This is a genomic window from Microbacterium sp. ZW CA_36 (assembly GCF_044987475.1).
Lineage (GTDB): Bacteria > Actinomycetota > Actinomycetes > Actinomycetales > Microbacteriaceae > Microbacterium.
The window spans coordinates 284,229-308,450 of record NZ_JBJDRL010000001.1 but is presented as its reverse complement, the minus strand read 5'-3'; the positions used below and the strand labels follow the sequence as shown (position 1 = coordinate 308,450).

The window sequence follows — 24,222 nt, the reverse complement described above, 5'->3', positions numbered from 1 at the left end:
GGGTCTTACCTCACCTGGGCCGAGATCACCGACATGACCGCCGTGTCGGCCAGGGTCGTCGTGTCGCCGACCTCGCGGCCCTCGGCGACATCGCGCAGCAGGCGACGCATGATCTTGCCGGAGCGGGTCTTGGGCAGCTCGCCCACGATGTAGACGTCGCGAGGACGCGCGATCGGTCCGATCTGCTCGCCGACCCACAGGCGCAGGCTCTGCGCGAGGCCGTCGGGGGCGTGGGCGGACAGGTACGACTGCTTGATGATGACGAACGCCACGACCGCCTGGCCCGTCGTCTCATCGGACGCGCCCACGACGGCAGCCTCGGCGACGGCTTCATTGCCGACCAGCGCCGACTCGATCTCGGTGGTCGACAGGCGGTGGCCGGACACGTTCATGACGTCGTCCACGCGGCCGAGCAGCCAGACGTCGCCGTCGTCGTCGAGTCGCGCGCCGTCGCCGGCGAAGTAGTAGCCCTGCGTCTGGAACTTCTCCCAGTACGTCTCGACGAAGCGGTCGGGGTCGCCCCAGATGCCGCGCAGCATCGACGGCCACGGCTCGGTGACCACGAGGAGCCCGCCGTTGCCGTTGCCCACATGGGTGCCGTCCTCGTCGACGACGTCGATCGAGATGCCGGGCAGGGGGACCTGCGCCGAGCCGGGCTTCGTCTCGGTGACGCCGGGCAGCGCCGACACCATGATCGACCCGGTCTCGGTCTGCCACCATGTGTCGACGATCGGCGCGGTCTTGCCGCCGATGATCTTGCGGTACCACATCCACGCCTCGGGGTTGATGGGCTCGCCCACTGATCCGAGCAGCCGCAGCGACGACAGGTCGAACTGCTTGGGGATCGCCCGCCCGAGCTTCATGAAGGAGCGGATCGCCGTGGGCGCGGTGTAGAGCACGGTGACCCCGTACTTCTGCACGATCTCCCACCATCGGCCCGGGTGCGGGGTGTCGGGCGTTCCCTCGTAGAGCACCTGGGTCGCACCGTTCGCGAGCGGACCGTAGGTGACATAGGAATGGCCGGTCACCCAGCCGATGTCGGCGGTGCACCAGTACACGTCGGTCTCGGGGTGGATGTCGTGGACGACCTTGTTGGTGAAGGCCGACTGCGTGAGGTAGCCGCCGGAGGTGTGGAGGATCCCCTTCGGCTTCCCGGTCGTGCCCGACGTATAGAGGATGAACAGCGGGTTCTCTGCAGGGAAGGCCTGTGCCTCGTGCTCGCCGGACGCGGCCGGGATGACATCGTGCCACCACAGGTCGCGACCGTCGGTCCAGTCGACCTCGTTGTCGCCGCGCTTGACGACGAGAACGTGCTCGACGGTCTCCTGCTCGCCGGTTCCGCGATCGCCCAGGGCGAGGTCGACGGCGGGCTTGAGCGGGGAGACCTTGCCCTTGCGGTAGCCGCCGTCGGCGGTGATGACGAGCTTGGCTCCGGCGTCGTCGATGCGGGACCGCAGGCTGTCGGCAGAGAAGCCGCCGAAGACGACCGAGTGGATGGCGCCGATGCGGGCGACCGCCAGCATCGAGGCGACCGCCTCGGGGATCATCGGCAGGTAGATCGCGACGCGGTCGCCCTGGCCGATGCCGAGCCCCTCGAGCACGTTCGCGAGGCGCTTGACCTCGTCGGTGAGCTCCGCGTACGTGACGCGACGCTCGTCGCCGGGCTCGCCCTCCCAGAGCAGCGCGACGCGATCGCCGTTGCCTGCCTCGAGGTGACGGTCGAGGCAGTTGTAGGCGACGTTGAGCTCCCCGTCGGCGAACCACTTCGCGAACGGCGGATTCGACCAGTCCAGGACCTCGGTGAAGGGCGTGTGCCAGTGGAGGTCGCGCGCCTTGTCGGCCCAGAATCCGAGCCGGTCGGTCTTCGCCTGCTCGTAGAGCTCGGCCGTCGCGACCGCGTTCTCGGCGAACTGGGTCGTGGGTGCGAAGTGCCGCTTCTCGGTGAGCAGGTGGTCGATCTGGCTGCTGCCGGACTGCGTGACAGGTGACTGTTCGCTCATGGGAGCGCGCTCCTTTGCGGGCTGAGGTGGACGCCGAGGGGTGTCGGCGAGTCTGCCAGGAAATGTACCCAGAGGCGCCGGAGGCGACTACCCCCGATAGTAGGTGGCGAGGTGATGTTGGACTCGGACCGATATATCAGTGAGAATCCTCTCCTTTTCGTTTTGTCAGGCCTCCTACCTCGCATATGCTGACCGTTGGCCGAACTTCGATTCTGGCATTGCGGCGCCCGACGTCACCCCCCGAATTCGGGCCCGCGCTTGGCGGCATCCCATTCCCCCCATGGGATGCCGCCTCTAATTTTTGGGAGCGGTCCCGCTCCACCTGTCACCGGTTCCTCCCCAACCGCTGATGGGCGTGAGTCATCCACGGATCGCTCGGTTCGCCGTCAGACGACGGTCGGTCGCTCATAGCGTCGGGGCATGTCCGCTCCCTTCGTCGCCCGCCCCCGCTCCGGGGTCGCCCCTGCGTCGGCGGTGAACGACGGATGGGATGCCGGCACCCGCTCCGCCCGGGAGGGTGCTGACGCGGCAGCCGTGGGGGTTCGGCGTCCGGTGGCGGTGGCGAAGAGCGCGGCTGCCGAGCGGGGAACGGTCCAGCACGCGGTGGCTGATCGCGCGTCGCGCGCCCCCACACCTGTCGAACGCGCCGGCGCAGCACTCGCAGGGCGGTCAGCGCGTGGTGCCTGGGTGCCGGAGCGCGGCGCTGCCGCGGACGACACGGCACTCGCGGGCGTGCTCCGCGATGGCGGCTCGGAGACGCCGCCCCCGCGCGGCGATGGACTGCGCGATCGCCGCGAGGCGCCGCCTCCCGCGCGGAGAACCGCCGAAGAGCGGCCCGCGGTGCTCGCGCCCTTCGCGGCGTACCTCGACGAACCCGACGTCACGGACCTCTTCGTCAACGGCGGCGCGGGACTCTTCGTCGACCGCGGTGCGGGGGTCGTCGCGGCACGCGAGTGGCGGGCCACAGAAGAAGAAGTACGCGATCTCGCCGTCGCAATCATCGGTGCGGGCGGGCGGCACATCGATGACGCGACGCCGTGCGTCGACGTGCGGTTCGAGGGAGGCATACGCGTGCACGCCGTGCTGCCGCCGATCGCACCGGAGGGGACAGTGCTCTCGATCCGCGTGCCGCGTCTGGAGGTCGCGACGCTCGACGACCTGCAGCGCACGGGCATGTTCGACGAACGCATGCGGCGCCGGCTCGGCGAGGCGATCGCGGGGCGCGCGAATCTCCTGGTCTCCGGCGCGGCCGGCGCCGGGAAGACCACCCTGCTCGCCGCACTGCTCGCCGAGGCTCCCGACCATGAGCGGATCGTGACCATCGAGGATGTCGCAGAGCTGCGGATCGCGCACCCGCATCACGTCCGGCTGGAGGCGCGCCAGCCCAACATCGAGGGCGCCGGTGGCATCGGCCTGGCGCGACTGGTGCGCGAAGCCCTCCGCATGCGCCCTGACCGGCTCGTGGTCGGCGAGTGCCGCGGCGACGAGGTGCGCGAGCTGCTGTCGGCGCTCAACACCGGTCACGACGGCGGCGCCGGGACGGTGCACGCGAACAGCCTGCAGGACGTGCCCGTCCGGCTCGAGGCGCTCGGCGCCCTCGCGGGGCTCGACGATCATGCCCTGGCACGCCAGGCGGCCAGCGCGATCGGGCTGGTGCTGCACGTCGAGAGGGGCGCGGACGGAGCGCGGCGCATCGTCGCGGCCGGGCGGCCGGTGATGGACGGCGACGGTCGCCTCGCCATCGAGGAGGCGCGATGGGTCGGCGAGCGATGACGCGCCCGCAGCCGGCGTCCGATAGGTCGGGCCGGTTCAGCGGTCTGGCGTCGCGGGGGCGCTTGCTGCGGCGCGGGCAGTCGGCCCCGTCGCCGGCCGCGGATGTCGCTGCGACGGTGCTGCGGCTCGCCGTACTGCTGCAGGCCGGGGTGTCTCCCGCCAGGGCGTGGCAGCACCTCGCCGACGCGGGTGATCCATCGGCGGCACTGGTCGTGTCGTCGATCGACGCGGGGATGCCCCTGCCCGCGGCGGTGGCGGCAGCCGGACCGGGCGCATGGCCCGATGTAGCGGCGGCCTGTCAGGTCGCCCTCGTCGTCGGAGCGCCCCTCGCCGAGTGCCTGCGCGGGCTGGCCGTCGCGTTGCGCGACGCGCACGAGGCGGCCGACGATGTGCGTGTCGCGCTCGCCGAACCGGCCGGGACGGCGCGGCTGATGAGCTGGTTGCCGCTCGTGGCGGTCGGATTGGGAGCAGCGCTGGGCTTCGACACGTTCGGGACGCTCTTCACCAACCCCCTGGGACTCGCCTGCCTCGCCGGTGGTGCGATCCTCATGGTGATGGCGCAGCGCTGGACGTCGCGCCTGGTGCGCGGCGCGCACGCGTCCGATGACATCCCGGGTCTCGAAGCCGAGCTGATCGCGATCGCGCTGACGGGCGGTGTCTCGATCGATCGGGCGCGCTCGGTCGTGCGCGATGCCCGCGCATCCTTCACCGCACGGCCGCCGACCGCCGAGAACGTCGGGGTCGGGCTTGCGCCGGCGCCACGTGACGCCGACGCCGCACGCGAGGCCGGAAGCGATGACGTGGATGCCGTGCTGGCGCTCTCCCGCACCGCCGGCGTGCCGGCGGTGGAGCTGCTGCGCGCGTCCGCCTCCCACGAGCGCCACCGGGCCCGCATCGACGGGCGGCTCCGCGTCGCGCGACTCTCATCGCGACTGCTGCTCCCGCTCGGAGTCTGCACGCTGCCCGCATTCCTCCTGCTCGGAGTCGCCCCGATGATGCTGAGCGTCATGTCGACGATGTCGGTCTCGCTGTGACAGCGACGGCGCCGAAGGCCTCCGGCCCGGCACGCGACGGCGGGCGCTCGGCTCACCGCGTCCCGACTCCCTGAACCGTGCCCGCACACCCTTCGATCGAACGGAGAAATCATGTCCTTCCCCTGGAGCACGCCCTCGTTGCCGACTCTGACCCGTCGACGCGCGGAGCGCCTCTTCCGCCCGCAGCGCATCGCAGGCACGCCGGCCGACGACACGGGCGCCGCGACCGCCGAGTACGCCATCGCGACGATGGCGGCCGTGGCGTTCGCGGGCCTCCTGGTCGTCATCATGCGCAGCGACGAGGTGCGCGGCATCCTCACGGACCTCGTGCGACGCGCGCTCACGGTGGCATGAGCCGCCCGCGGCTGGGCGACGACCGCGGGTCGGTCGTCGCCGAGTTCGCGGTCGCGCTGCCCGCCCTCGTGCTCGTGCTCGTCGTCGGAGTCGGAGCGCTCGCCGGCGCGTCGCGGCAAGTGCGCCTGCAGGATGCCGTGGCGGACGCCGCGCGCCTGAGCGCGCGCGGCGAGTCGGACGAGCGTGCGCGGTCCGCCGTGTCGGCGGCGGTGGCAGGGGCATCCGTCGACATCGTCCCGCGCGGCGAGCTGGTGTGCGTGAGCGCGTCCGCGTCGGCGCTGTTCGGGCTCCGGATCACCGCCACCGGCTGCGCGCTGGGCGGCGGCCTGTGACACGGCGCGGGGGTCGCACCTCGCCCGCCCCGGGGGGCGAGGTGTCCGCTCCGCGGCCTCGTCGATCGGGCGACGTGTCCGCTCCGCGGCCTCGTCGATCGGGCGACGTGTCCGCTCCGCGCCGCGGCGTCGGGCCGACTGAGGGCGGCGGCTGATGCCGGGAACGATGGCGGTCACCGGTATCGTGGCCGCCGCGGCGGTCCTCGCGTCAGGTCTCGCGATGGTCGGCGGCGCGGCGGTCGCCGGGCAGCGGCTGGCATCCGCGGCGGACGCCGGGGCCCTTGCCGCAGCGGACGCTGCATCGGGCGCGATCCCGGGAGTTCCGTGCGAGCGTGCAGCCGAGGTCGCCGGCACGTTCGGAGCAACCGTGGAGGACTGCCGACTGGACGGGCTCATCGCGACGATCACCGTCTCCGCGCAGCTGGGACCGGTGACCGCGCGGGCCGCGGCACGCGCAGGCCCACCGCTGTGATCCCGGCTCACAGCGCCTGTACCGATAACTGGCGTGTATGGTTTGCGTCGAAGAAAGGACGCCCCCGTTGGCAGAAGGCAAGAAGCTCGTCATCGTCGAGTCACCGACGAAGATGAGGTCGATCCAGGGGTATCTCGGCGACGGCTACGAGGTGCTGAGCTCGGTCGGCCACATCCGCGACCTCGCGGATAAGCGCGACATCCCGGCAGACAAGAAGCAGGCGTACGGGAAGTACTCGATCGACGTCGAGAACGGCTTCGACCCCTATTACGTCGAGAGCGAGCGCGGCAAGAAGACCGTCGCCGAGCTCAAGCGCGCGCTGAAGGGGGCGGACGAGCTCCTGCTCGCCACCGATGAAGATCGCGAAGGCGAAGCCATCGCGTGGCATCTGCTCCAGACGCTCAAGCCCAAGGTCCCGGTCAAGCGCATGGTGTTCCACGAGATCACCAAGGACGCGATCCAGGCCGCCGTCGGCAACACGCGCGAACTCGACCTCGCGCTCGTCGATGCCCAGGAGACCCGGCGCATCCTCGACCGCCTGTACGGCTGGGACGTCAGCCCCGTGCTCTGGTACAAGGTTCAGCAGGGCACCTCGGCGGGCCGTGTGCAGTCGGCCGCCACCCGCCTCGTGGTCGACCGCGAGCGCGAGCGGATGGCTTTCGTGTCGGCGTCCTACTGGGACATCGAGGCGCTCGCTGCGCCGAACCGGCCGCAGGGCATCGACGAGTCGTTCTCGACGCGCCTCGCGCGCCTCGACGGCGCAGTTCTCGCCCGCGGCACCGACTTCGACGACAAGGGCCAGCTGAAGAAGGCCGTCGTCGTCCTCGACGAGGCGCAGGTGCGCGAGCTCGCCGCGGCCATCGAAGCTGCGGGCGAGGCATCCGTCACCGCTCTGGAGTCCAAGCCCGGAACCCGCAGCCCCAAGCCCCCCTTCACGACGTCCACGCTCCAGCAGGAGGCCGGGCGCAAGCTCTCGATGAGCGCCAAGCACGCCATGGGCGTCGCACAGCGGCTCTACGAGAAGGGGTACATCACTTATATGCGCACGGACTCGACCGCACTGTCGACGCAGGCCATCGAGGCCGCGCGCGAGCAGGCGGTCGCGATGTACGGCGCCGCGTCGGTGCCGCTGAACCCGCGCACCTACCGCAACAACAGCAAGAACGCCCAGGAGGCGCACGAGGCGATCCGCCCGTCGGGCGAGACCTTCCGCACGCCCTCCGACGTGTCGAGTCAGCTCGACCGCGACGAACTCCGCCTGTACGACCTCATCTGGAAGCGCACGATGGCGAGCCAGATGTCCGACGCGAAGTACGAGACCACCACCGTGACCCTCGAGGTCGCGGCGGGCGGGCGTCGTGCCGAGTTCACGGCATCCGGAACCGTCTACACCTTCAAGGGCTTCCTCGAGGCCTATGAAGAGGGCCGCGACGAGAAGCGCAGCGACGCCGACAAGTCCGATGACCAGGCGCTTCCCGCGATGGCCGTGGGCGACGTGCTGCGGCTTCGCGAGGTCGAGCCGAAGGGGCACTCGACGAGCCCCAAGCCGCGCTACACCGAGGCCAGCCTCGTCAAGGCGCTGGAGGAGAAGGGCATCGGCCGCCCGTCGACCTTCGCGAGCATCATCGACGTGATCCTGAACCGCGGCTACGTCACCAAGCGCGGCCAGGCCCTGATCCCGAGCTGGCTCGCGTTCAGCGTGGTGCGCCTGCTCGAACAGCACTTCGCCGACCTCGTCGACTACGACTTCACCGCGGCGCTCGAGGACGACCTCGACGCCATCGCACGCGGCGAGCAGAAGCGCCAGGACTGGCTGCAGGAGTTCTACTTCGGCTCCACCGACCACGTCGGTCTCCGCAACATCGTCGAGAACCTCGGCGAGATCGACGCCCGCGCACTCAACTCCACGCCGATCGGCGATGTCGCGACCCTGCGGTTCGGCAAGTACGGGCCGTACCTCGAGGTGCCCGACAAGGAGAATCCGGATGCCGAGCCCCGCCGCGTCAACATCCCCGAGGATCTCGCGCCCGACGAGCTGACCCCGTCGCGGGCGCAGGAGCTCATCGACGCGCCCGTCGCGGGCGACCGCGTGCTGGGTGAGAACCCGGCGAGCGGCAAGCTCGTGGTCGTGAAGGACGGACGCTTCGGCCCGTACGTGCAGGAGACCGACCCGCCGGCGGCGGAAGAGGTCGACGAGGAGACCGGCGAGGTCGTCGCGGTCGAGCCCGAGCCCGAGCCCGCCCCGAAGAAGCGCGGCGCGAAGAAGGAGGCCGCGCCCAAACCGCGGACGGCGTCCCTCTTCAAGTCGATGTCGGTCGACACCATCGACCTCGACACCGCACTCCAGCTGCTCGACCTTCCGCGCACCGTCGGCCTCGACCCCGAGACCCAGGAGCCGATCACCGCGCAGAACGGCCGGTACGGTCCCTACCTCAAGAAGGGCACCGACTCGCGGACGCTGCAGAGCGAGCAGCAGATCTTCGACATCACGCTCGATGAGGCGCTCGCCGTCTACGCGCAGCCGAAGTACGGCGCCCGCGGCGCCTCCTCGGCGCTGAAGGAGTTCGAAGCCGACCCCACGAGCGGCAAGGCGATCAAGCTCAAGGACGGCCGGTTCGGTCCGTACGTCACCGACGGCGAGACGAACGCGACGATCCCGAAGGGCGAGGACGCGATGGAGGTCACGTTCGAGCGCGCGGTGCAGCTGCTGGCCGACAAGCGGGCGAAGGGTCCGGCCAAGCGTCCGGCGCGGCGCACGACGACCACGCGCAAGCCCGCGGCGAAGAAGTGACGGCGGACACCGAGCCCCGATCGGTTCCTGAGCCCTCCGGAGGGCGGCCGTCGGCGACCGGACTGTTCGTCACGTTCGAGGGCGGCGACGGGGTCGGCAAGACGACCCAGGCGGCGCTCCTCGACGAGTGGCTGACGGATGCCGGACGCACCGTGGTGCGCACGCGTGAGCCGGGCGGAACCGAGGTGGGCGTGCTCATCCGCGACATCGTCCTGCACCACCGGGGCGAGGTCGCCGCCCGCGCCGAAGCACTGCTGTACGCCGCGGATCGCGCGCACCACGTCGAGACGCTGGTGCGTCCCGCGCTCGCGCGCGGCGAGGTCGTGATCCAGGACCGTTACCTGGACTCTTCCGTCGCCTACCAGGGCGCCGGACGCGTGCTCGGCCGTGATGAGGTGCGCCAGCTGTCGCTGTGGGCGACGGACGCCCTGCTGCCCGACGTGACCGTGCTGCTCGACCTCGACCCCGCGACGGCGCGCGCGCGGCTCGACGCCGACGACAAGCCGTTCGACCGGCTCGAGGCCGAGAAGGAGCACTTCCACGCCCGCGTGCGCGAGGAGTTCCTGGCCCTCGCGACCGCCGAACCCGCCCGCTTCCTCGTACTCGACGCGTCCCGCCCCGTCGACGAGCTCGCCGCCGCCGTGCGCGAGCGTGTGGCCACCCTGCTGGGCTGACCGTACGCTGGGCGGCCGGCATCCGTTCCGAGTTCGGGTGATTTCACCGGGCCGCTGGCATCCGTTCCGAGTTCAGGTGATTTCACCGGGGTAGGACGCTTTGCGCGCAGATCGTCCTGCCTTCGCCACATCACCTGATCTGGTGACTCGCAGATGCCCCGGTGCGGACGGACGTCCCCGGTGCGGACGGACGTCCCCGGTGCGGACGGACGTCCCCGGTGCGGACGGACGTCCCCGGTGCGGACGGATGCTCGAGGAGGGATGCCCCGACGGATGCCCCGGTGCGACGGATGCTCGGGGAGGGATGCCCCGGTGCGGACGGACGTCCCCGGTACGGGGGTGGTTCCCGCGCTCGTGTCTGCTGCGAGATCAGGTGATTTCACCGGGGTAGGACGCTTGCCCGCAGATCGTCCTGCCTTCGCCACATCACCTGATCTGGAGACGTGGTCGCGGAGGCTATCGACCGAGGCGCGCGCTGTCAGCCCCCGCGGTTAGGCTGGGCGGGATGGATGCCGCGACCCAGCCTGCCAGCGCGCACGAGCGCGACGAGCGCGACGGCGCGGGCAGCGGAGCGGCCCTGCCGTGGGGCGATGTGTGGGGACAGCCCGAGGCGGTCGCCGCACTGCGTGAGGCGGCATCCGACCCCGCGTCGATGACGCATGCGTGGCTCATCACCGGCCCCCCAGGGTCGGGCCGCTCGACGCTGGCGCACGCGTTCGCGGCGGCCCTCATCGCGGAGCCGGGCGACGAGCGGGCGATGCAGCAGGTGCTGGCGGGCACCCATCCCGATCTGACGGCGCTGCGCACCGAAGGCGTCATCATCTCCATCAAGGACGCCCGGGCGCTCGTCGAGCGCTCGTACTTCTCACCATCGCTGGGCCGCTACCGGGTCATCGTCATGGAAGACGCCGATCGCATGGCCGAGCGCACGTCGAACGTTCTGCTCAAGGCGCTCGAGGAGCCTCCCGAGCGGACCGTGTGGGTGCTGTGCGCTCCGAGCGACGCCGACCTCCTGCCCACGATCCGCTCGCGCGTGCGCACCCTGCGGCTGCGGGAGCCCGATATCGCCGACGTCGCCGATCTCATCGTGCGGCGGAGCGCCGTCGATCCGGTGATCGCCGAGCAGTCGGCGCGGCACGCCCAGCGTCACATCGGCATGGCCCAGCGGCTGGCGACGGATGCCGCGGCCCGCGCGCGCCGCGATGCCACGCTGCGGGGGGTCCTGGCGGTGCGGGGCGTCGGAGACGCCGTCGAGGTGGCCGGAGCGATCGTCGCCGCGGCGACAGACGACGCCAAGGCGCTCACGGCGGAACGCGACGAGGCGGAGCGCGCCTCGCTCCTGCGCACCCTCGGCATCGCCGAAGGCGGCGCGATCCCGCCGGCGGTGCGCTCACAGCTGTCAGCCCTCGAGGACGATCAGAAGCGCCGCGCCACGCGCAGCCTGCGCGACGGCATCGATCGCGTGCTGACCGACCTCGAGTCCATGTTCCGCGATGTGCTGATGCTGCAGTTCGGCCGCGACGCCGTCCTCATCAACCGCGAGCTCGAGCCCGACCTGCGTGCGCTCGCCGTCGCGTGGACGCCGGAGCGCACCCTGACCGTCGTGGATCGCATCGGCGTCACCCGTGAGAATCTCGAACTGAACGCCGCGCCGGCGCTGGCGCTGGAGAGCATGCTCGTCACCGTCGCAAGCGGAAGGACCCCGTGAACCAGACCCGCCCCCGCCGAGGCCCTCGGCCACCGCGCTTCGACAGACTCGGCGACCGGTGGAGGATCCCTGCCCTCGTGGCCGGCCTGGCTGCGGCATCCGTCCTGCTGAGCGGCTGTCTCTCCGCGATGATCCCCGATGCGTCGCCGCGTCCGACATCGAGCAAGGCGGCCGACGTCGACGGCGTGCCGGCAGACCTGCTGCCGTTCTACGAACAGGACCTCGCCTGGACCGACTGCGACGGCTTCGACTGCACCACGGTGACCGCCCCGCTGGACTGGGCGGACCCGTCGAAGGGCGAGATCGAGCTGTCGGTCATCCGCAGCCGTGCCGAGGGGAGCGGCGAGCCCATCGGGTCGCTGCTCACCAACCCGGGCGGGCCCGGAGCGAGCGGCGTGGGGCTCATCCGCGACTCGGTCTCGTTCGCCGTGAGCGACCCGGTGCGCCAGCGGTTCGACGTGATCGGTTTCGATCCGCGCGGCGTCGGCGAGTCGACGGCTGTCACCTGCTTCGACGCGAGCGCGATGGACGCGTACCTCTTCGACATCCCGCAGGGCGCCCGCGGAACGGATGCCTGGACCGACGAGCTCCTGGCCCGGCACCAGGAGTTCGGCGAGGCGTGCGAGGCGAACAGCGACGGCATCCTGCCGTACATCACGACCGACAACGCCGCCCGTGACATGGATCTGCTCCGCGCGGTGCTCGGCGACACCGAGCTCAACTATCTCGGCTACTCGTACGGCACGTTCCTCGGAGCCACGTACGCGAAGCTGTTCCCCGAGAAGGTCGGGCGCCTCGTTCTGGACGGCGCCATCGATCCGTCCATCCCGGGGCTCGACGTCGGGATCACCCAGGGCATCGGCTTCGAATCGGCTCTGCGTGCCTACATGGCGGACTGCCTCACCGACGACGAGTGCCCGTTCCGCGGCACGGTGGACGAGGCGATGGCCGATCTCGGGACGCTGCTGGCAAGCGTCGACCGCGACCCTATCCCGAACGGCGACGGGCGCATGCTGGGCGCCGACTCGCTCATGACGGCGATCGTGGCCGCCCTGTACTCGCAGGACAGCTGGGCTTACCTGACCACGGCGCTCAGCGACGTGCTCGAGGGCAACGCCGACGTGGCGTTCCAGCTCGCCGACTTCTACTACAACCGTCAGGACGGCGCCTACCTCGACAACCAGACCGAGGCCTTCCGCGCGTACAACTGCATGGACTACCCGGTCGACGCGACCGATGAGGAGCAGGCCGCCGCAGAGGCGCTGCTCGCTGCCGAGGCGCCGACCGTCGCCCCGTACTGGAGCGGACCCGACCCCTGCGAGGTCTGGCCGTACCCGGCGACGGGCGTGCGCGAGCGCATCACGGCCGAGGGCGCCGCGCCGATCGTCGTCGTGGGCACGACGAACGATCCCGCGACACCGTACGAGTGGTCGGTCTCGCTGGCCGAGCAGCTGTCGTCCGGCGTGCTGGTGACCCGGGTCGGCGAAGGCCACACCGGCTACAACAAGGGCAACGCGTGCGTCGACTCCGCGGTGGAGACCTACCTGCTCGACGGTACGCCGCCCGAGGACGGCCTGCGCTGCGAGTGAACCCCGACGCATGACAGAGCGGATGCCGCAGCCGCGGCATCCGCTCTCTCATGCCGGCGCGGCCGCCGGAGCGCTCCGCGCCGGAGCGGAGCCCTCGCCGTCGGAGCACTCAGCGCCGGAGCGGAGCCCTCGCCGCCGGAGCGCTCAGCGCCGCAGCCCTCAGCGCGGCAGTTCTCACCGCGGCAGTTCTCAGCGCCGCAGCACGCGGCGGGCGAGAGCGTTGCCGATGAACTGCACGGCCTGCACGATCACGATGATCACGAGCACCGCCGCCCACGTGACCCACGGGTTGAACTGCTTGAAGCCGTAGACGATCGCGAACTCGCCGAGGCCGCCGGCCGCCACCGCGCCGGCGATGGCGGTCATGTCGACCAGCGCCACCACGATGAACGTGTAGCCGAGGATCAGCGGGCCGAGCGCCTCGCGGGGGAGCAGGCGCAGGAGGATCCGCGAGCGGCTCGCACCGGTGGCCCGGGCCGCCTCGATGACACCGGGGCGTACCGTGAGCAGGTTCTGCTCGACGATGCGGCTGATGGCGAACAGCGACGCGATGGTGATCGCGAAGATCCCGAACTCGGGGCCGATCCCGGGGATGCCGAGGCTGCGGGCGATCGGCTGCACCGCGGCGAGCAGGATCACGAACGGGATCGGCCGGAAGAAGTTGACGATCACGTTGATGGTCCCGAAGAGGAACCGGTTGGGGAAGAGGCTTCCGGGTCGCGTCGCGTACAGTGCCAGGCCGACGAACAGGCCGGCGATGCCGCCGAACACGAGGCTGAGCGACACCACGTACAGGGTCTCGGCCGTCGCGGCCCAGAGCTCGGGAAGCAGATCGACGAGCCTATCCACGGGCGTCCTCCTCGATGAGCGGCGCGAACGCCGACGCGGCGTCGATGGCCCGCTGCACGGCATCCGCCTCTCCGGTCAGCGCCAGGGTCAGATGCCCGAACACGCGCCCGGCGATGTCGTTGATCCCGCCGTGGATGAGCTCGAACCGCACGCCGTGCGACGAGAGTGCGGCGAACACGTCCGCCTGGGTGATGTCGCCCTCGCGCACCGTGAACGTCACGATCCGGCCGGGGTGGCGATCCCGGAGCGTCCGCAGCTGGTCGCCGGCGGGCACGTCCTCGATGATGCTCGCGACGAACCGGCGCGTCGCCGCGTGACGGGGTGCCGACAGTACGTCGAAGACCGCTCCGCTCTCGATGATGCGCCCGTTCTCCATCACGACCACGCGGTCGGCGAGCGTGCGGATGACGTCCATCTCGTGGGTGATGACGAGGATCGTGACGCCGAGCTCCGCGTTGATGCGTGCGAGGAGGGCGAGCACCTCCTGGGTGGTGTCGGGATCGAGCGCGCTCGTCGCCTCATCGGCCAGCAGGATGCGCGGGCTCGTCGCGAGCGCCCGGGCGATGCCGACGCGCTGCTTCTGCCCGCCCGAGAGCTGCTCGGGATAGCTGCGCGCCTTGTCGGCCAGGCCGACGAAGCGCAGCAGGTCGTCCACGCGCGCCGCGATCTCGGCCCGCGGGCGGCCGGCGACCTCGAGGGGGTAGGCGACGTTCTTCGCCACTGTGCGCGAGTCGAAGAGGTTGAACTGTTGGAAGATCATGCCGATGTCGCCGCGCAGTTCACGGAGTTCGCGCTCGCGAAGCCGGGTGATGTCGCGGCCGTCGATCTCGACGGTGCCGCTGGTCGGGGTCTCCAGTGCGTTCACCAGGCGCAGCACGGTGCTCTTGCCGGCGCCGGAGTAGCCGATGATGCCGCACACCTCGCCGGCCGCGACGTCGAGCGAGACGTCGTCGACGGCGACGATGGGCGGGGCGTCCTTGGCGGACGCCGGGAAGGTCTTGGTCACGCCGTTCAGGCGGATGAGGGTCATGGGTGCTCCTCGGCGGAACGCGCGTGTGCGGCCCGGGCGCACGAGGCGCCGGCAGGCCGCACAGGCGAGTGCCGCGGTGTGGCGGTCTTACGAGTTGGCGCGGATGTCGTCCTCGACGTCGGTGAGCGACGTCAGGAGCTCGTCGACAGGCGTCTTGACGAGCACGGCGGTGCCGCCCGACGCCTCGACGACGCCATCGAGCACGTCCTGCGTGTTCTGGTAGATCTCCACGAGCTTGAGGTACGTCGGGTTGTCGGCGTCCTCGGCCTTGGCCGCGAAGATATTGATGTACGGGAACGCGTTCGGGTCCGACGGGTCGTCGGTCGCGATCGCGTCCTCGGGCGTGAGTCCGGCGTCTGCGAGGAAGTCGTTGTTCACGATCGACGCGGCGACGTCGGGCAGGGATGTCGCGGTGAACGCGGCGTCGAGCGCCTCGACCTTCACCTTCGACTCGGGGAGCACATCGGCGACGGTGGAGAACACCGAGCCGCCGTCTGCCAGCTCGATGAGTCCGGCCGACTGCAGCACGAGAAGCCCGCGGGCCTGGTTCGACTCGTCGTTGGGCACGGCGACCGTGGAGCCCTCGGGGATGTCGTCGACCGACGCGTACTGCGACGAGTACAGGCCCAGCGGGTAGATCGCGGTGGCGCCGATCGGCTGCAGGTCGTCGTCGCTCTGCACGTTGTAGGTCGCGAGGTAGATGATGTGCTGGAACTGGTTGAGATCCAGCTCGTCGGCCGAGAGCGCGGGGTTCGGCTGCGTGTACTCGCTGAAGTTGACGAGCTCGACCTCGATGCCCTCGTCGGCGGCCGCCTCCTTGTAGGTCTCCCAGTACGGGTCGCCGGAGTCGACGACGCCGATGCGGACCACCTCGTCCTCGGCGGACCCGCCGGCGGCGGCATCCGTCCCGTTTCCGGCGCATCCGGCGAGGAGGAGGGCGAGCGGCAGCGCGAGCGCTGCGGTGGTGATGAGCTTCTTGGGCGTGGACATGTGCGTGCTCCTGTGGATCGAGGCCCGTGTCGGCGGGTGACCGCGTGCACGATCCACGGGACCGCGCACGCTTCGTCGCGGACCGCGTTCGAACCTACGTGGCGCCCGCCGCTCGTTCGAACCGGGCCGTAACACGTCGACACCCAGCGAGCGCCGACGCCGGGGGAGGAGGCCGAGCCGCAGGCGACCCGTCGTGTTCGCGAGCACTCGCGAGACCCTGTAAGATCGTTGCTTGTGCATCGCGCAAGCGAGGCGCGCCACCTTAGCTCAGTCGGCAGAGCGATTCACTCGTAATGAATAGGTCAAGGGTTCGATTCCCTTAGGTGGCTCCACATACAGATCTGGGGCGATCGCACGTCGGTGCCACAGTTCCCGCGCGTGCGGCTGTGGATGTCGTCGAGGCCTTCGGGGTTTCTCGATACTGGCAGACGCGCCGGCAGATCTCGCGCCCGACTCCCTGACGGACCTCGCATCCGACATCGCGCTCGAAGGCTGTTCGTGCCCGCTCCGGGAGCCATGGAAGACCCCGCAAGCCGCGCGCGACGGCCCCGCTTCGCGTGGACAGGAACCGGTTTCTCAACTAGCGTGAGCTCATGCCACTCGTCGACGACGCGAGCCTGTATCGCAACCCCATCATCGATGCTGATGTGCCCGATCCCGACGCCATCCGCGTGGGCGACAGCTTCTACCTCGTCGCGTCGAGCTTCCACCGTGCACCGGGATTGCCGGTCTTCGTCTCCGACGACCTCGTCGAGTGGAAGCGCGTCGGCTATGCGCTCGAGCGCAACGAGCCCGCTGCGTGGTTCGCTCTGCCACGGCGCGGGGGCGGAGTGTGGGCGCCGTCGATCAGGTACCACGACGGCCTCTTCCACGTGGTGTACCCCGATCCCGATCAGGGCGTGTTCGTGGTCACCGCGGCGAACCCGGCCGGTCCCTGGTCGCCCCCTTGGCTGCTGCTCGCAGGCTTGGGCATCATCGACCCGTGCCCGCTCTGGGACGATGACGGACGTACGTACCTCGTGCACGGCTGGGCGCGCTCCCGCTCGGGACGGAAGAATGTGCTCACAGTCGTCCCGGTCGACGCCCAGCTGACGAAGACCACCGGACCCGCCGTTGATGTCATCGACGGCGATCGACTGGACGGGTTCACGACCCTCGAGGGGCCGAAGTTCTATCGCCGCGCCGGCGAGTACTGGATCTTCGCACCGGCCGGTGGGGTCGCGAAGGGGTGGCAGACCGCGTTCCGTTCCCGGAGCCCATACGGGCCGTACGAGCACCGGATCGTGCTGTCGCAGGGCGACACTCCCGTCAACGGGCCTCATCAGGGCGCGTGGGTCGAGGATGGCGACGGCGGCGATTGGTTCCTCCACTTTCAGGATCGCGGGGTCTACGGCCGAGTGCTGCACCTTCAGCCCATGGCATGGGGGGAGGATGGCTGGCCGGTCATGGGCGAAGCGGTCGCCGGCGGGCCGGCGCAGCCAGTGGTGCAACACCCGTCCCCACGAGGCTCGCAGCAGGGGCTGCGCACACTCGCACACCGGGACGCCTTCGCCGACGGGCTGCCGAGTGCCGACTGGCAGTGGGAGGCGAACCCGGACCCGGATGCCGTCTTCCCTCCGGATGCCGGGCATGGCGGTGCGGGGGGACTGCTGCTGCGTGGCAGCCCTGACGCCGGAGATCTGCGCACGCTTCCGCGGGTGCTCTCGCAGCCGCTGCCGGGCCAACGGTCGACGGCGAGCGTCGACGTGGAACTCGTCGACGCTCGACGAGGGGCTCGCGCCGGAATCGCCGTGCTCGGACTGGCGTATGTGTGGGCCGGTGTCCGACGTGTAGACGGCGGCGTCGAGGCCGTCGTCGCAGTGCGGGAGCAGGAGGACGCGCGCGAGCGCGTGCTCAGCCGTATGCCCCTGGGCTCTCCGGAGGTGCGGGTCACCCTCGAAGTGGATGCCGATGCCCGCGTCTACGTGAGCGTCGAGGCGGGAACTGCCAGGATCGAGGTGGATCCGCAGTTCCGCGCCGTCGAGGGGCACTGGGTGGGGGCCGCCATCTCCCTCTTTGCGGCACACCCGCAAGGAGCGGATGAGACGGTCGCGCGCTTCGCGGATTTCGACATCACTATGGGGGAGGGGTGAGGATGGCGGGCAAACGCACGCGCACGACACCGACACGTGCGACGACGATCAACGACATCGCCCACGCCGCAGGCGTGTCCAAGGCGACGGTATCCCGAGTGCTCAACGGCTTGCCGACCGTGAACCCCGAGATCGCGCGCATGGTGCGCGCAGTCATCGACGAACTCGGCTACACACCCAGCCAGACGGCGCGCTCACTGTCCCTCGGGGTCAGCCGCACAGTGGGCGTCCTCGTGCCCGACCTCGGCAACCCGATGTTCCATCAGGTGCTGCACGGCTTCAACCAGGCAGCCGCGCGCGACGGCTATCACGTCGTCGTGTCGGACTCGTTTGAGAACGCCGACGCCGAGCCCGAGCTCGCGCGCGATCTGCGCGACCGTACCGACGCCGTGGCGCTGTTCTCGCCGCGAATGACCCGACCGGATCTGCTCGGGCTGCTGCCGCGCGTCGCCCCCGTCGCCGTGTTCAACCGCACGACCGGCAAGAACGCCGGCTCCGTCCTCATCGACTATCACGAAGGGCTGATAGTGCTCGCCCGTCACCTCATCTCGCTCGGGCATCGGCGGATCGCGTACCTCGCCGGGCCCGCCTACGCACGGGCGAACTGGGAGCGCGAGCGCGGCCTCGCGGAGGTCCGGGAGGCCGAGTCCGCCGTCGAGATCATCGACGTGCCGTGCGGCCACTCCTTCGAGGACGGCTACAACTCCTGGCCGGCGTTGCGCGATACCGGGGCCTCTGCGGTGATCGCGTACAACGACGTCGTGGCGCTCGGCCTGCTCGGACGCCTGTCGGAAGAGGGCGTCCCCGTGCCCGGAAGGCTTTCTGTCGCGGGGTTCGATGACATCCCGTTCGCGCGCTACTCGTCCCCGTCGCTGACGACCATGACGGCCGGGCTCAGCGGCATCGGCGAGCAGCTGTGGGCAGTGCTGCGCGCCGAGATCACCGCGGAGCCGCTGAGGGAGCCGATCATGTTCTCGCCTGAGCTCGCCCCGCGTGGAAGCACGAGGGCACCGCAGTGACGATCCCGCTGCTGGGCGCCGGCACCGCGGCAGTGTCGCTTCACGACGGCGTCGACCTTCCGCGCACCCTCTCGCCGCGCCCGTTCCTGACGGCGACGACACCGTCCGGGACGCCGGTGACCCAGGTCTCTCCCGGTGACCACGTCCATCACCTGGGCGCGAGCCTCGCCCTCCCTGATGTCGAGGGCACGACGTTCTGGGGCGGCCGCACGTATCGGCGAGCGCATGGCTCTGTAATGCTCGACAACCACGGTACTCAGCTCGTGCAGGAGCAGGATGCCGCTCCCGGCCGACTGCGGCAGCGCATCGCGTGGGTGGATCCGCGAGGTCGTGCTCTGCTGGAGGAGATGCGGGTCATCACCGCTCACGAGGAGAACGGGTATTTGGAGGTCGCCTGGACGTCTTCCCTGAGCCCGACGTCCGGGGTGGTGACGTTCGGCAGTCCGCAGACCAACGGCCGCGCCGGCGCTTTCTACGGGGGCATCTTCTGGCGGACGGCCTTCGTGGGGGCTCGGGTCGAGACGGCGGACGGAGACGGCATCGACAACGCACACGGCTCGCGCTCGCCTTGGCTCGCGATCGAGTCGTCGACCGCGTCACTCGTCGCCGCAACGACGACCTCGATGCCGTGGTTCGTGCGCACCGAGGGGTATGTGGGGTTCCTGCCGGCGGTCGCTGTGACCGAGCCGCGACGTCTTGCGCCGGGGGACACGCTGCTGCTGGACCTCGCGGTGTCCATCTCGGACAACCCTCAGAGGGATCCGGATGCCGTCACGTCGCGGCTGCTCGCGCGGCTCCGCGAAGGCGCCCCGGAGGCGGCCGGAGCTGCGGCGTGAGCAGTCCGCTGCGGGAGTTCGTCGAGCGGGCCCATGCGGCGGGCATCACCATCCATACTCTCGAGGTCGGCGTCGAGGGACGCACGGTCGCCCGCCAGGAGATCGCGCCGTTCGGTACGGAGATTCCGCACCGCATGTACTCGGTCTCGAAGTCGATCACCGCCCTCGCCGTGCTGCTGCTCGTCGAGGAAGACCGGCTGCGGCTCGATGCCCCGATCGTGACGTACTTCCCCGAGATGGAGCCGACGTCGCCATGGCTCGCCGCCACCCGAATCGACGACATGCTCGCGATGACAGGGCCGCACAGCCGAACAACGTTCGATGACACCGGAGAATGGCTGGCGTCGTACTTCCGCCGTCCGCCCACTCACCGCCCGGCCTCCCAGTTCGTGTATGACACCAGTGCGTCGTACACCCTCGCCGCGCTGGTCGAACGGTGCGGGGGAGCGCCGCTGCTCGAGTACCTCCGCCCCCGTGTGCTCGAGCCGCTGGGGATCGGCGCCGGTGCGCGGTTCCTGGCTGGCCCCGACGGGTTCAGCCACGGCGGCTCGGGGCTCATCGCGGCTCCCCACGATCTCGTCCGGCTGGCCGAGGTGATCAACGGGGCAGGGAGCTGCCGCGGCGTGCGGGTCCTGCCGGAGCGCGTCGTGCGACGCTTGCTCGAGCTGCGCTCCGACCCGGGCATGCAGGCATGGGGCGCGCCCTTCCGCGCCGGCTACGGGCGTCACGTGTGGCTGCCGCGCGCTGGCGCGTGGATGATGTTCGGCCTCGGCGGCCAGATCGTCCACGGGGAACCGGAGCGGTCGCTGGTGGCGGTGGTCACTGCCGATGCCACGCCCATCACGGGAGGTGATCAACGGCTCGTCGAGATGCTTCTGACCGCACTCTCACACGACCAACTCGATGACCCGGGTGCGTTAGACATGCCGCTCGGCGCTCACGATCCCGCCCACGCCCGGTCGCTCAGCGGAGCGTTCACCGTGATCACCGGCGACGGAGCCCCGGATCGGGTGGCGCTCACTGTTGATTCGGCCGGCGGCGAAGTGCGCATCGGCGGCAACGCCCCGCTGCGGTTCTCGACGGGGGGCCGCACGGTGACGGACGGCGCACTCGGCCGGGGCGTCATCGCGGCGCGGTGGTCGCGGCCCGGCGTTCTCGAACTGCTGCTGTCTGCGGCATCCGACGACATCTCGTCCGTCCACATGCGCATCGTGGTGAGCGACGATGACATCGTGACCGTGCAGTCGCATGGATCCGGGCCCGAGATCGGCGCTGCGTGGACCTGGGTGGGTAGCTACCGCCCCGCTGGGAGCGGGCGGCCGGTCAGCAGCCCCTGGCTGGACAACGCCTCGTAGACGAGATCGGCGACCATCTCAGCGCCCTCGGCGCGGAGATGCGTGTTGTCCTGCTGCCCGTCGGGATAGCCGGTCCACGCGGCGGGATCCAGCCACATGAAAGCCCGTTTGCTCTCTTCCTCGCCCTGGCTCTGCCACAGTTCCGCGGTCTGGGAGGTCAGATCGATGAGCGGCGCGCTCTCGACCTGAGCGACCGTCCTCGTCTGGTCGGGATAGAGACCGTGCGTGGGCTGAAGTCGTCCGTCGACGAAGTGGCGGCGCTCGATGGGGGTCAAGAGCACCGGTGTGGCGCCGTGCGCGCGGCCAGCCGCGACGAACCGGCGTAGATTCGCTGGGAAGGCGACCTCCGGATCACTGAAGCGCTCGCCCTCCTTGCCGTCGTTGTGCCCGAAGCACACGAGCAGGAGATCACCGTCGTGCACATCGTCCAGCGCTCGGTCGAGCAGTCCCGTGGCGATGAAGCTCCGCGTGGATGCTCCGGGCCGCGCATGGTTGATCACCTCGAGATCCTCGCGCGCACCGAGCGTCTGTCCCCAGCCGGCGAGCGGGGCGCGGTCGGCGGGGTAGTCGGCGGCTGTCGAGTCGCCGGTCACGATGAGTCGCACGATTCAGCCCTTCACGGATCCGATCAGCGCGCCCTTCACGAAGTAGCGCTGGACGAACGGGTACACAAGCAGCATGGGCAGCGTGGCGACGAAGATCACCGCCATGCGCACCGACTGCGCCGGCGGCACGATGTCGACCGCGCTCTCGTCGGCGTTCATGCCGCTCGCGACGATCACGACCTGACGCAGCAGCACCTGGATCGGCCACAGCTCCGACTTGTTGATGTACAGGATCGCGCTCTGATAGGTGTTCCAGTAGTACACGGCGTAGAACAGACCGATGGTGGCGATCGAGGCCATCGACAGCGGCAGCACGATTCGCCAGAACACCCCGAGCTCGGAGCATCCGTCGATCCGCGCGGCTTCTTCCAGGCTGTCCGGGATGCCCTGGAAGAAGCTCCGCATGATGATGAAGTTGAACGCGTTGATGGCGACGGGGATGGTCAGCGACCACAAGGTGTCCATCATCCCGAGGTTCTTGACGAGGATGAACGTCGGGATCATGCCGCCGGAGAACAGGATCGTGAAGAGCACGAGGAAGTTGATGACGCGGCGACCCTTGAGGTGCCTCTTGGACAGGGCGTACGCCATCAGCGTGGTGAGCACGAGGCTGATCAGCGTGCCGCCGATCGTGACCACCGCCGAGACGCCCAAGGCGCGGAAGATCGTCGGCGTGGAGAAGATGTAGCGGTAGGCGTCGAGGCTGAACGTCTCGGGCCAGAGGATGAACGCCCGGGTGGCGAGTTCGCCGGGAGTCGCGAGGGAGCTCGCGAGCACGTTCACGAACGGCAACAGGCACAGCAGCGCGAACGTGGACAGGATGAGCCCATTCACGATCACGAATACGCGCCGGCCAGGCGTCATGCGCCGCCGCCTGCGGTCCTGCTGGCGGATCCGGATCGGGATAGTCGCGCTGTCGAGGCGAGGCGAGGTGGTCATGGCGTCCTCCGAGGTGTGGGCTTGCGCGCTGCGAACAGCGCAGCAGCGACGAAGAAGAAGAAAGCGACCGGGTACAGCAGCAGCTGCGTCCCGACCAGGCAGGCGAGCCCCGCTCCGGCGAACCACCAACCGGCCGCGCTGCGACGCGGCTGGTGATGCGCGAAGAAGAGGCCGACCGCCCAGAGCAACGCGACGAGCACGAGGGAGTATCCGAACCAGGCGGCCAGGGTGTTGAGGGCCACGTCGGCGTCGGCGTCTGAGATCTCGACGCCGTTCTGACGCAGCGCCGGGACCACCCCGGTGCGAAGGGTCTCGTCACTGCTGCGCGTGATCAGCAGCGCGAACCCGCCTTGCAGCAAGGCGGCGCCCACCAGTCCGATGCTCGCGATGATCACCTCGGCGCGCCGGCGGAACGGCGCCGGGGCTCGTCGCACGCGTGGGGATTCGGCCATGAGCGTCATACCCGTCCGCCCTGCACGAGCACATCCGCGGTGTCATCGGCGATCACCGCGGGGCCGGTCGGACCTACGACGCGGAGGCCGGTGACGCGCATGCCGGACACGAAGCGGGCGTGCACCCCCTCGGCCGCCATCGCCGGCACGCCGTCGGCCATCGCCGGAACAGCGGGAACAGCGTCGGCCGCGAACGATACGACGAAATCGTCCAGCGTGAGGTCCTCGAGGGGGGCCTCGGGAAGGCCGGAGACCCATGCCGCGCATGACTGGACGTTCGTCGCGGTGATGTGCGACAGATGGATGCCGCGGAAGCGGGGAGTCCCGTCGTCCACTGGCTGCGGAGTCCGGTCCGACACGATCGGCAGCTTGCCCTCCGGGCCGCAGAAGTAGAAAGGGTTGATCACGAGCGGGCACATCACGGCGTCCATGACGATGTTGCTCACGCGGACATCGGCGACGGTGCCCCCGCGGCCGCGACGCGACTTGATGCGGATGCCGCGGTCGGTGCCCTGGAAGACGCAGTTCGAGATGACGACGCCGCGCACGCCACCGCTCATCTCGCTGCCGATCACGACGCCGCCGTGGCCGTGGACCATCGTGCAGTTCGTGATGGTGATGTTCTCGCACGGGACACGATCGAGCGCCAGCTCGCTGCCCGCCTTGATCGCGATGCAATCGTCACCGACGTCGATATGGCAGTCGCTGATGCGGACGTTGCGGCACGACTCCGGGTTGATCCCGTCGGTGTTCGGCGAGTCCGGCGGATTCTTGATCCGGATGCCCGTGATCCGCACGTCCTCGCAGAGCAGCGGGTGCACGGTCCAGGCGGGAGAGTCGCGCAGAGTCACGCCCGAGATCTCGACTGCGGTGCACTCATGCAGGCCGATCAGCGTCGGTCGGGGAAACGAGAGGACATCCCGGCGCATCGCATCCCACCACCAGGCGCCGCCGCCCTCGATGCGGCCGCGGCCGGTGATCGCCACGTCGGTCTCGCCCCGCGCATAGATGCAGGGCGAGTGGATGGTCGTGGCCGCGCCCCCCCAGCGCGCGCCGATCGGAGGATAGAGGGCGGGATCGGCGACGAAACGCAGCACCGCGCCGGCCTCGAGGTGAAGCTCCACGTGGGAGCGCAGGCGCAGAGCACCGGTCTCGTGCACGCCCGGGGAGATCGTCACACGACCGCCACCGGCATCCGCGGCGTCGTCGATGGCGGCCTGCAGTGCCGCCGTGGCGTGCACCACTCGGCGGGCACCGTTCGGCATCCTCATGCTCTGCACCTGCGTCC

21 protein-coding genes and 1 tRNA gene are annotated in these 24,222 nt (G+C 70.2%); 14 read left to right on the top strand and 8 right to left on the bottom strand.

Going from position 1 to position 24,222, the window contains the following annotated elements:
- Positions 1 to 5 precede the first annotated feature (5 nt).
- Complete coding sequence (gene acs / locus ACI3KX_RS01415; protein ID WP_363353698.1) at positions 6 to 2,000, bottom strand: acetate--CoA ligase; 1,995 nt, start codon at positions 1,998 to 2,000, stop codon at positions 6 to 8.
- A 420-nt stretch (positions 2,001 to 2,420) separates the two neighbouring features.
- On the opposite strand from acs, the gene ACI3KX_RS01410 reads away from it, so the two are divergent.
- From ACI3KX_RS01410 to ACI3KX_RS01370, 9 genes are all read left to right on the top strand, one after another.
- Positions 2,421 to 3,773, top strand: coding sequence for a TadA family conjugal transfer-associated ATPase (locus tag ACI3KX_RS01410; protein ID WP_404907244.1), 1,353 nt, complete (start codon positions 2,421 to 2,423; stop codon positions 3,771 to 3,773).
- On the top strand, positions 3,755 to 4,807 hold the full coding sequence (locus ACI3KX_RS01405; RefSeq protein WP_404907242.1) for a type II secretion system F family protein: 1,053 nt from the start codon (positions 3,755 to 3,757) through the stop codon (positions 4,805 to 4,807). Before ACI3KX_RS01410 ends, ACI3KX_RS01405 begins: the two co-directional genes overlap by 19 nt.
- Before the next feature lie 111 nt (positions 4,808 to 4,918).
- Positions 4,919 to 5,161 carry a DUF4244 domain-containing protein gene (locus ACI3KX_RS01400; RefSeq protein WP_363353694.1) on the top strand — a complete coding sequence of 81 codons (243 nt, stop codon included), beginning with the start codon at positions 4,919 to 4,921 and terminating at the stop codon, positions 5,159 to 5,161.
- A complete protein-coding gene (locus ACI3KX_RS01395) occupies positions 5,158 to 5,493 on the top strand; it encodes a TadE family type IV pilus minor pilin (RefSeq protein ID WP_363353692.1) in 336 nt (111 codons plus the stop codon). Before ACI3KX_RS01400 ends, ACI3KX_RS01395 begins: the two co-directional genes overlap by 4 nt.
- A 154-nt stretch (positions 5,494 to 5,647) precedes the next feature.
- Positions 5,648 to 5,965, top strand: coding sequence for an Rv3654c family TadE-like protein (locus tag ACI3KX_RS01390; protein ID WP_363353690.1), 318 nt, complete (start codon positions 5,648 to 5,650; stop codon positions 5,963 to 5,965).
- Between the two features lie 67 nt (positions 5,966 to 6,032).
- Entirely contained in the window at positions 6,033 to 8,756 is a 2,724-nt protein-coding gene (gene topA / locus ACI3KX_RS01385) for a type I DNA topoisomerase (protein WP_363353688.1), read from the top strand.
- A gap of 62 nt (positions 8,757 to 8,818) precedes the next feature.
- A complete protein-coding gene (gene tmk, locus ACI3KX_RS01380; RefSeq protein ID WP_363355713.1) occupies positions 8,819 to 9,430 on the top strand; it encodes a dTMP kinase in 612 nt (203 codons plus the stop codon).
- A gap of 505 nt (positions 9,431 to 9,935) precedes the next feature.
- Positions 9,936 to 11,138 (top strand): DNA polymerase III subunit delta', encoded by a 1,203-nt coding sequence (locus tag ACI3KX_RS01375; RefSeq protein ID WP_404907240.1) that lies wholly within the window; start codon positions 9,936 to 9,938, stop codon positions 11,136 to 11,138.
- Complete coding sequence (locus ACI3KX_RS01370) at positions 11,135 to 12,727, top strand: alpha/beta hydrolase (RefSeq protein WP_404907238.1); 1,593 nt, start codon at positions 11,135 to 11,137, stop codon at positions 12,725 to 12,727. The genes ACI3KX_RS01375 and ACI3KX_RS01370 overlap by 4 nt, the downstream gene beginning before the upstream one ends.
- Before the next feature lie 189 nt (positions 12,728 to 12,916).
- Here ACI3KX_RS01370 and ACI3KX_RS01365 read toward each other — a convergent pair whose 3' ends face one another.
- From ACI3KX_RS01365 to ACI3KX_RS01355, 3 genes are all read right to left on the bottom strand, one after another.
- A complete protein-coding gene (locus ACI3KX_RS01365) occupies positions 12,917 to 13,576 on the bottom strand; it encodes a methionine ABC transporter permease (protein WP_163620537.1) in 660 nt (219 codons plus the stop codon).
- Entirely contained in the window at positions 13,569 to 14,606 is a 1,038-nt protein-coding gene (locus ACI3KX_RS01360) for a methionine ABC transporter ATP-binding protein (RefSeq protein ID WP_404907235.1), read from the bottom strand. The genes ACI3KX_RS01365 and ACI3KX_RS01360 overlap by 8 nt, the downstream gene beginning before the upstream one ends.
- A gap of 87 nt (positions 14,607 to 14,693) precedes the next feature.
- Positions 14,694 to 15,596: a MetQ/NlpA family ABC transporter substrate-binding protein gene (locus ACI3KX_RS01355; protein ID WP_363353682.1), complete on the bottom strand. Its 903-nt coding sequence runs from the start codon at positions 15,594 to 15,596 to the stop codon at positions 14,694 to 14,696.
- A gap of 256 nt (positions 15,597 to 15,852) precedes the next feature.
- Between ACI3KX_RS01355 and ACI3KX_RS01350 the strand changes: the two genes are divergently transcribed.
- From ACI3KX_RS01350 to ACI3KX_RS01330, 5 genes are all read left to right on the top strand, one after another.
- Positions 15,853 to 15,928 (top strand) — tRNA-Thr (locus ACI3KX_RS01350).
- A 261-nt stretch (positions 15,929 to 16,189) separates the two neighbouring features.
- On the top strand, positions 16,190 to 17,728 hold the full coding sequence (locus tag ACI3KX_RS01345; protein WP_404907233.1) for a family 43 glycosylhydrolase: 1,539 nt from the start codon (positions 16,190 to 16,192) through the stop codon (positions 17,726 to 17,728).
- A gap of 2 nt (positions 17,729 to 17,730) precedes the next feature.
- A complete protein-coding gene (locus ACI3KX_RS01340) occupies positions 17,731 to 18,747 on the top strand; it encodes a LacI family DNA-binding transcriptional regulator (protein ID WP_363353462.1) in 1,017 nt (338 codons plus the stop codon).
- Positions 18,744 to 19,583, top strand: a complete 840-nt coding sequence (locus ACI3KX_RS01335; RefSeq protein ID WP_363353460.1) for a DUF6807 family protein — start codon at positions 18,744 to 18,746, stop codon at positions 19,581 to 19,583. The genes ACI3KX_RS01340 and ACI3KX_RS01335 overlap by 4 nt, the downstream gene beginning before the upstream one ends.
- Positions 19,580 to 20,938, top strand: a complete 1,359-nt coding sequence (locus tag ACI3KX_RS01330) for a serine hydrolase domain-containing protein (RefSeq protein ID WP_404907231.1) — start codon at positions 19,580 to 19,582, stop codon at positions 20,936 to 20,938. The genes ACI3KX_RS01335 and ACI3KX_RS01330 overlap by 4 nt, the downstream gene beginning before the upstream one ends.
- Here ACI3KX_RS01330 and ACI3KX_RS01325 read toward each other — a convergent pair.
- Genes ACI3KX_RS01325 through ACI3KX_RS01310 form a run of 4 tightly spaced genes read right to left on the bottom strand, consistent with a single transcriptional unit; the run spans position 20,878 to position 24,205 of the window.
- Positions 20,878 to 21,543 carry a rhamnogalacturonan acetylesterase gene (locus ACI3KX_RS01325; protein WP_404907229.1) on the bottom strand — a complete coding sequence of 222 codons (666 nt, stop codon included), beginning with the start codon at positions 21,541 to 21,543 and terminating at the stop codon, positions 20,878 to 20,880. The genes ACI3KX_RS01330 and ACI3KX_RS01325 overlap by 61 nt on opposite strands.
- 3 nt (positions 21,544 to 21,546) lie before the next feature.
- On the bottom strand, positions 21,547 to 22,482 hold the full coding sequence (locus tag ACI3KX_RS01320) for a carbohydrate ABC transporter permease (RefSeq protein ID WP_363353454.1): 936 nt from the start codon (positions 22,480 to 22,482) through the stop codon (positions 21,547 to 21,549).
- Entirely contained in the window at positions 22,479 to 22,934 is a 456-nt protein-coding gene (locus ACI3KX_RS01315; RefSeq protein WP_363353452.1) for a hypothetical protein, read from the bottom strand. Before ACI3KX_RS01315 ends, ACI3KX_RS01320 begins: the two co-directional genes overlap by 4 nt.
- Before the next feature lie 5 nt (positions 22,935 to 22,939).
- Entirely contained in the window at positions 22,940 to 24,205 is a 1,266-nt protein-coding gene (locus ACI3KX_RS01310) for a glycoside hydrolase family 28 protein (protein WP_404907228.1), read from the bottom strand.
- Positions 24,206 to 24,222 lie beyond the last annotated feature (17 nt).

Excerpts from the sequence above, each read along its gene's own strand:
- acs (WP_363353698.1), bottom strand. The coding sequence starts at position 2,000 with ATGAGCGAACAGTCACCTGTCACGCAGTCCGGCAGCAGCCAGATCGAC.
- ACI3KX_RS01410 (WP_404907244.1), top strand. The coding sequence starts at position 2,421 with ATGTCCGCTCCCTTCGTCGCCCGCCCCCGCTCCGGGGTCGCCCCTGCG.
- ACI3KX_RS01405 (WP_404907242.1), top strand. The coding sequence starts at position 3,755 with ATGGGTCGGCGAGCGATGACGCGCCCGCAGCCGGCGTCCGATAGGTCG.
- ACI3KX_RS01400 (WP_363353694.1), top strand. The coding sequence starts at position 4,919 with ATGTCCTTCCCCTGGAGCACGCCCTCGTTGCCGACTCTGACCCGTCGA.
- ACI3KX_RS01395 (WP_363353692.1), top strand. The coding sequence starts at position 5,158 with ATGAGCCGCCCGCGGCTGGGCGACGACCGCGGGTCGGTCGTCGCCGAG.
- ACI3KX_RS01390 (WP_363353690.1), top strand. The coding sequence starts at position 5,648 with ATGCCGGGAACGATGGCGGTCACCGGTATCGTGGCCGCCGCGGCGGTC.
- ACI3KX_RS01375 (WP_404907240.1), top strand. The coding sequence starts at position 9,936 with ATGGATGCCGCGACCCAGCCTGCCAGCGCGCACGAGCGCGACGAGCGC.
- ACI3KX_RS01360 (WP_404907235.1), bottom strand. The coding sequence starts at position 14,606 with ATGACCCTCATCCGCCTGAACGGCGTGACCAAGACCTTCCCGGCGTCC.
- ACI3KX_RS01355 (WP_363353682.1), bottom strand. The coding sequence starts at position 15,596 with ATGTCCACGCCCAAGAAGCTCATCACCACCGCAGCGCTCGCGCTGCCG.
- ACI3KX_RS01345 (WP_404907233.1), top strand. The coding sequence starts at position 16,190 with ATGCCACTCGTCGACGACGCGAGCCTGTATCGCAACCCCATCATCGAT.
- ACI3KX_RS01340 (WP_363353462.1), top strand. The coding sequence starts at position 17,731 with ATGGCGGGCAAACGCACGCGCACGACACCGACACGTGCGACGACGATC.
- ACI3KX_RS01320 (WP_363353454.1), bottom strand. The coding sequence starts at position 22,482 with ATGACCACCTCGCCTCGCCTCGACAGCGCGACTATCCCGATCCGGATC.
- ACI3KX_RS01315 (WP_363353452.1), bottom strand. The coding sequence starts at position 22,934 with ATGGCCGAATCCCCACGCGTGCGACGAGCCCCGGCGCCGTTCCGCCGG.
- ACI3KX_RS01310 (WP_404907228.1), bottom strand. The coding sequence starts at position 24,205 with ATGAGGATGCCGAACGGTGCCCGCCGAGTGGTGCACGCCACGGCGGCA.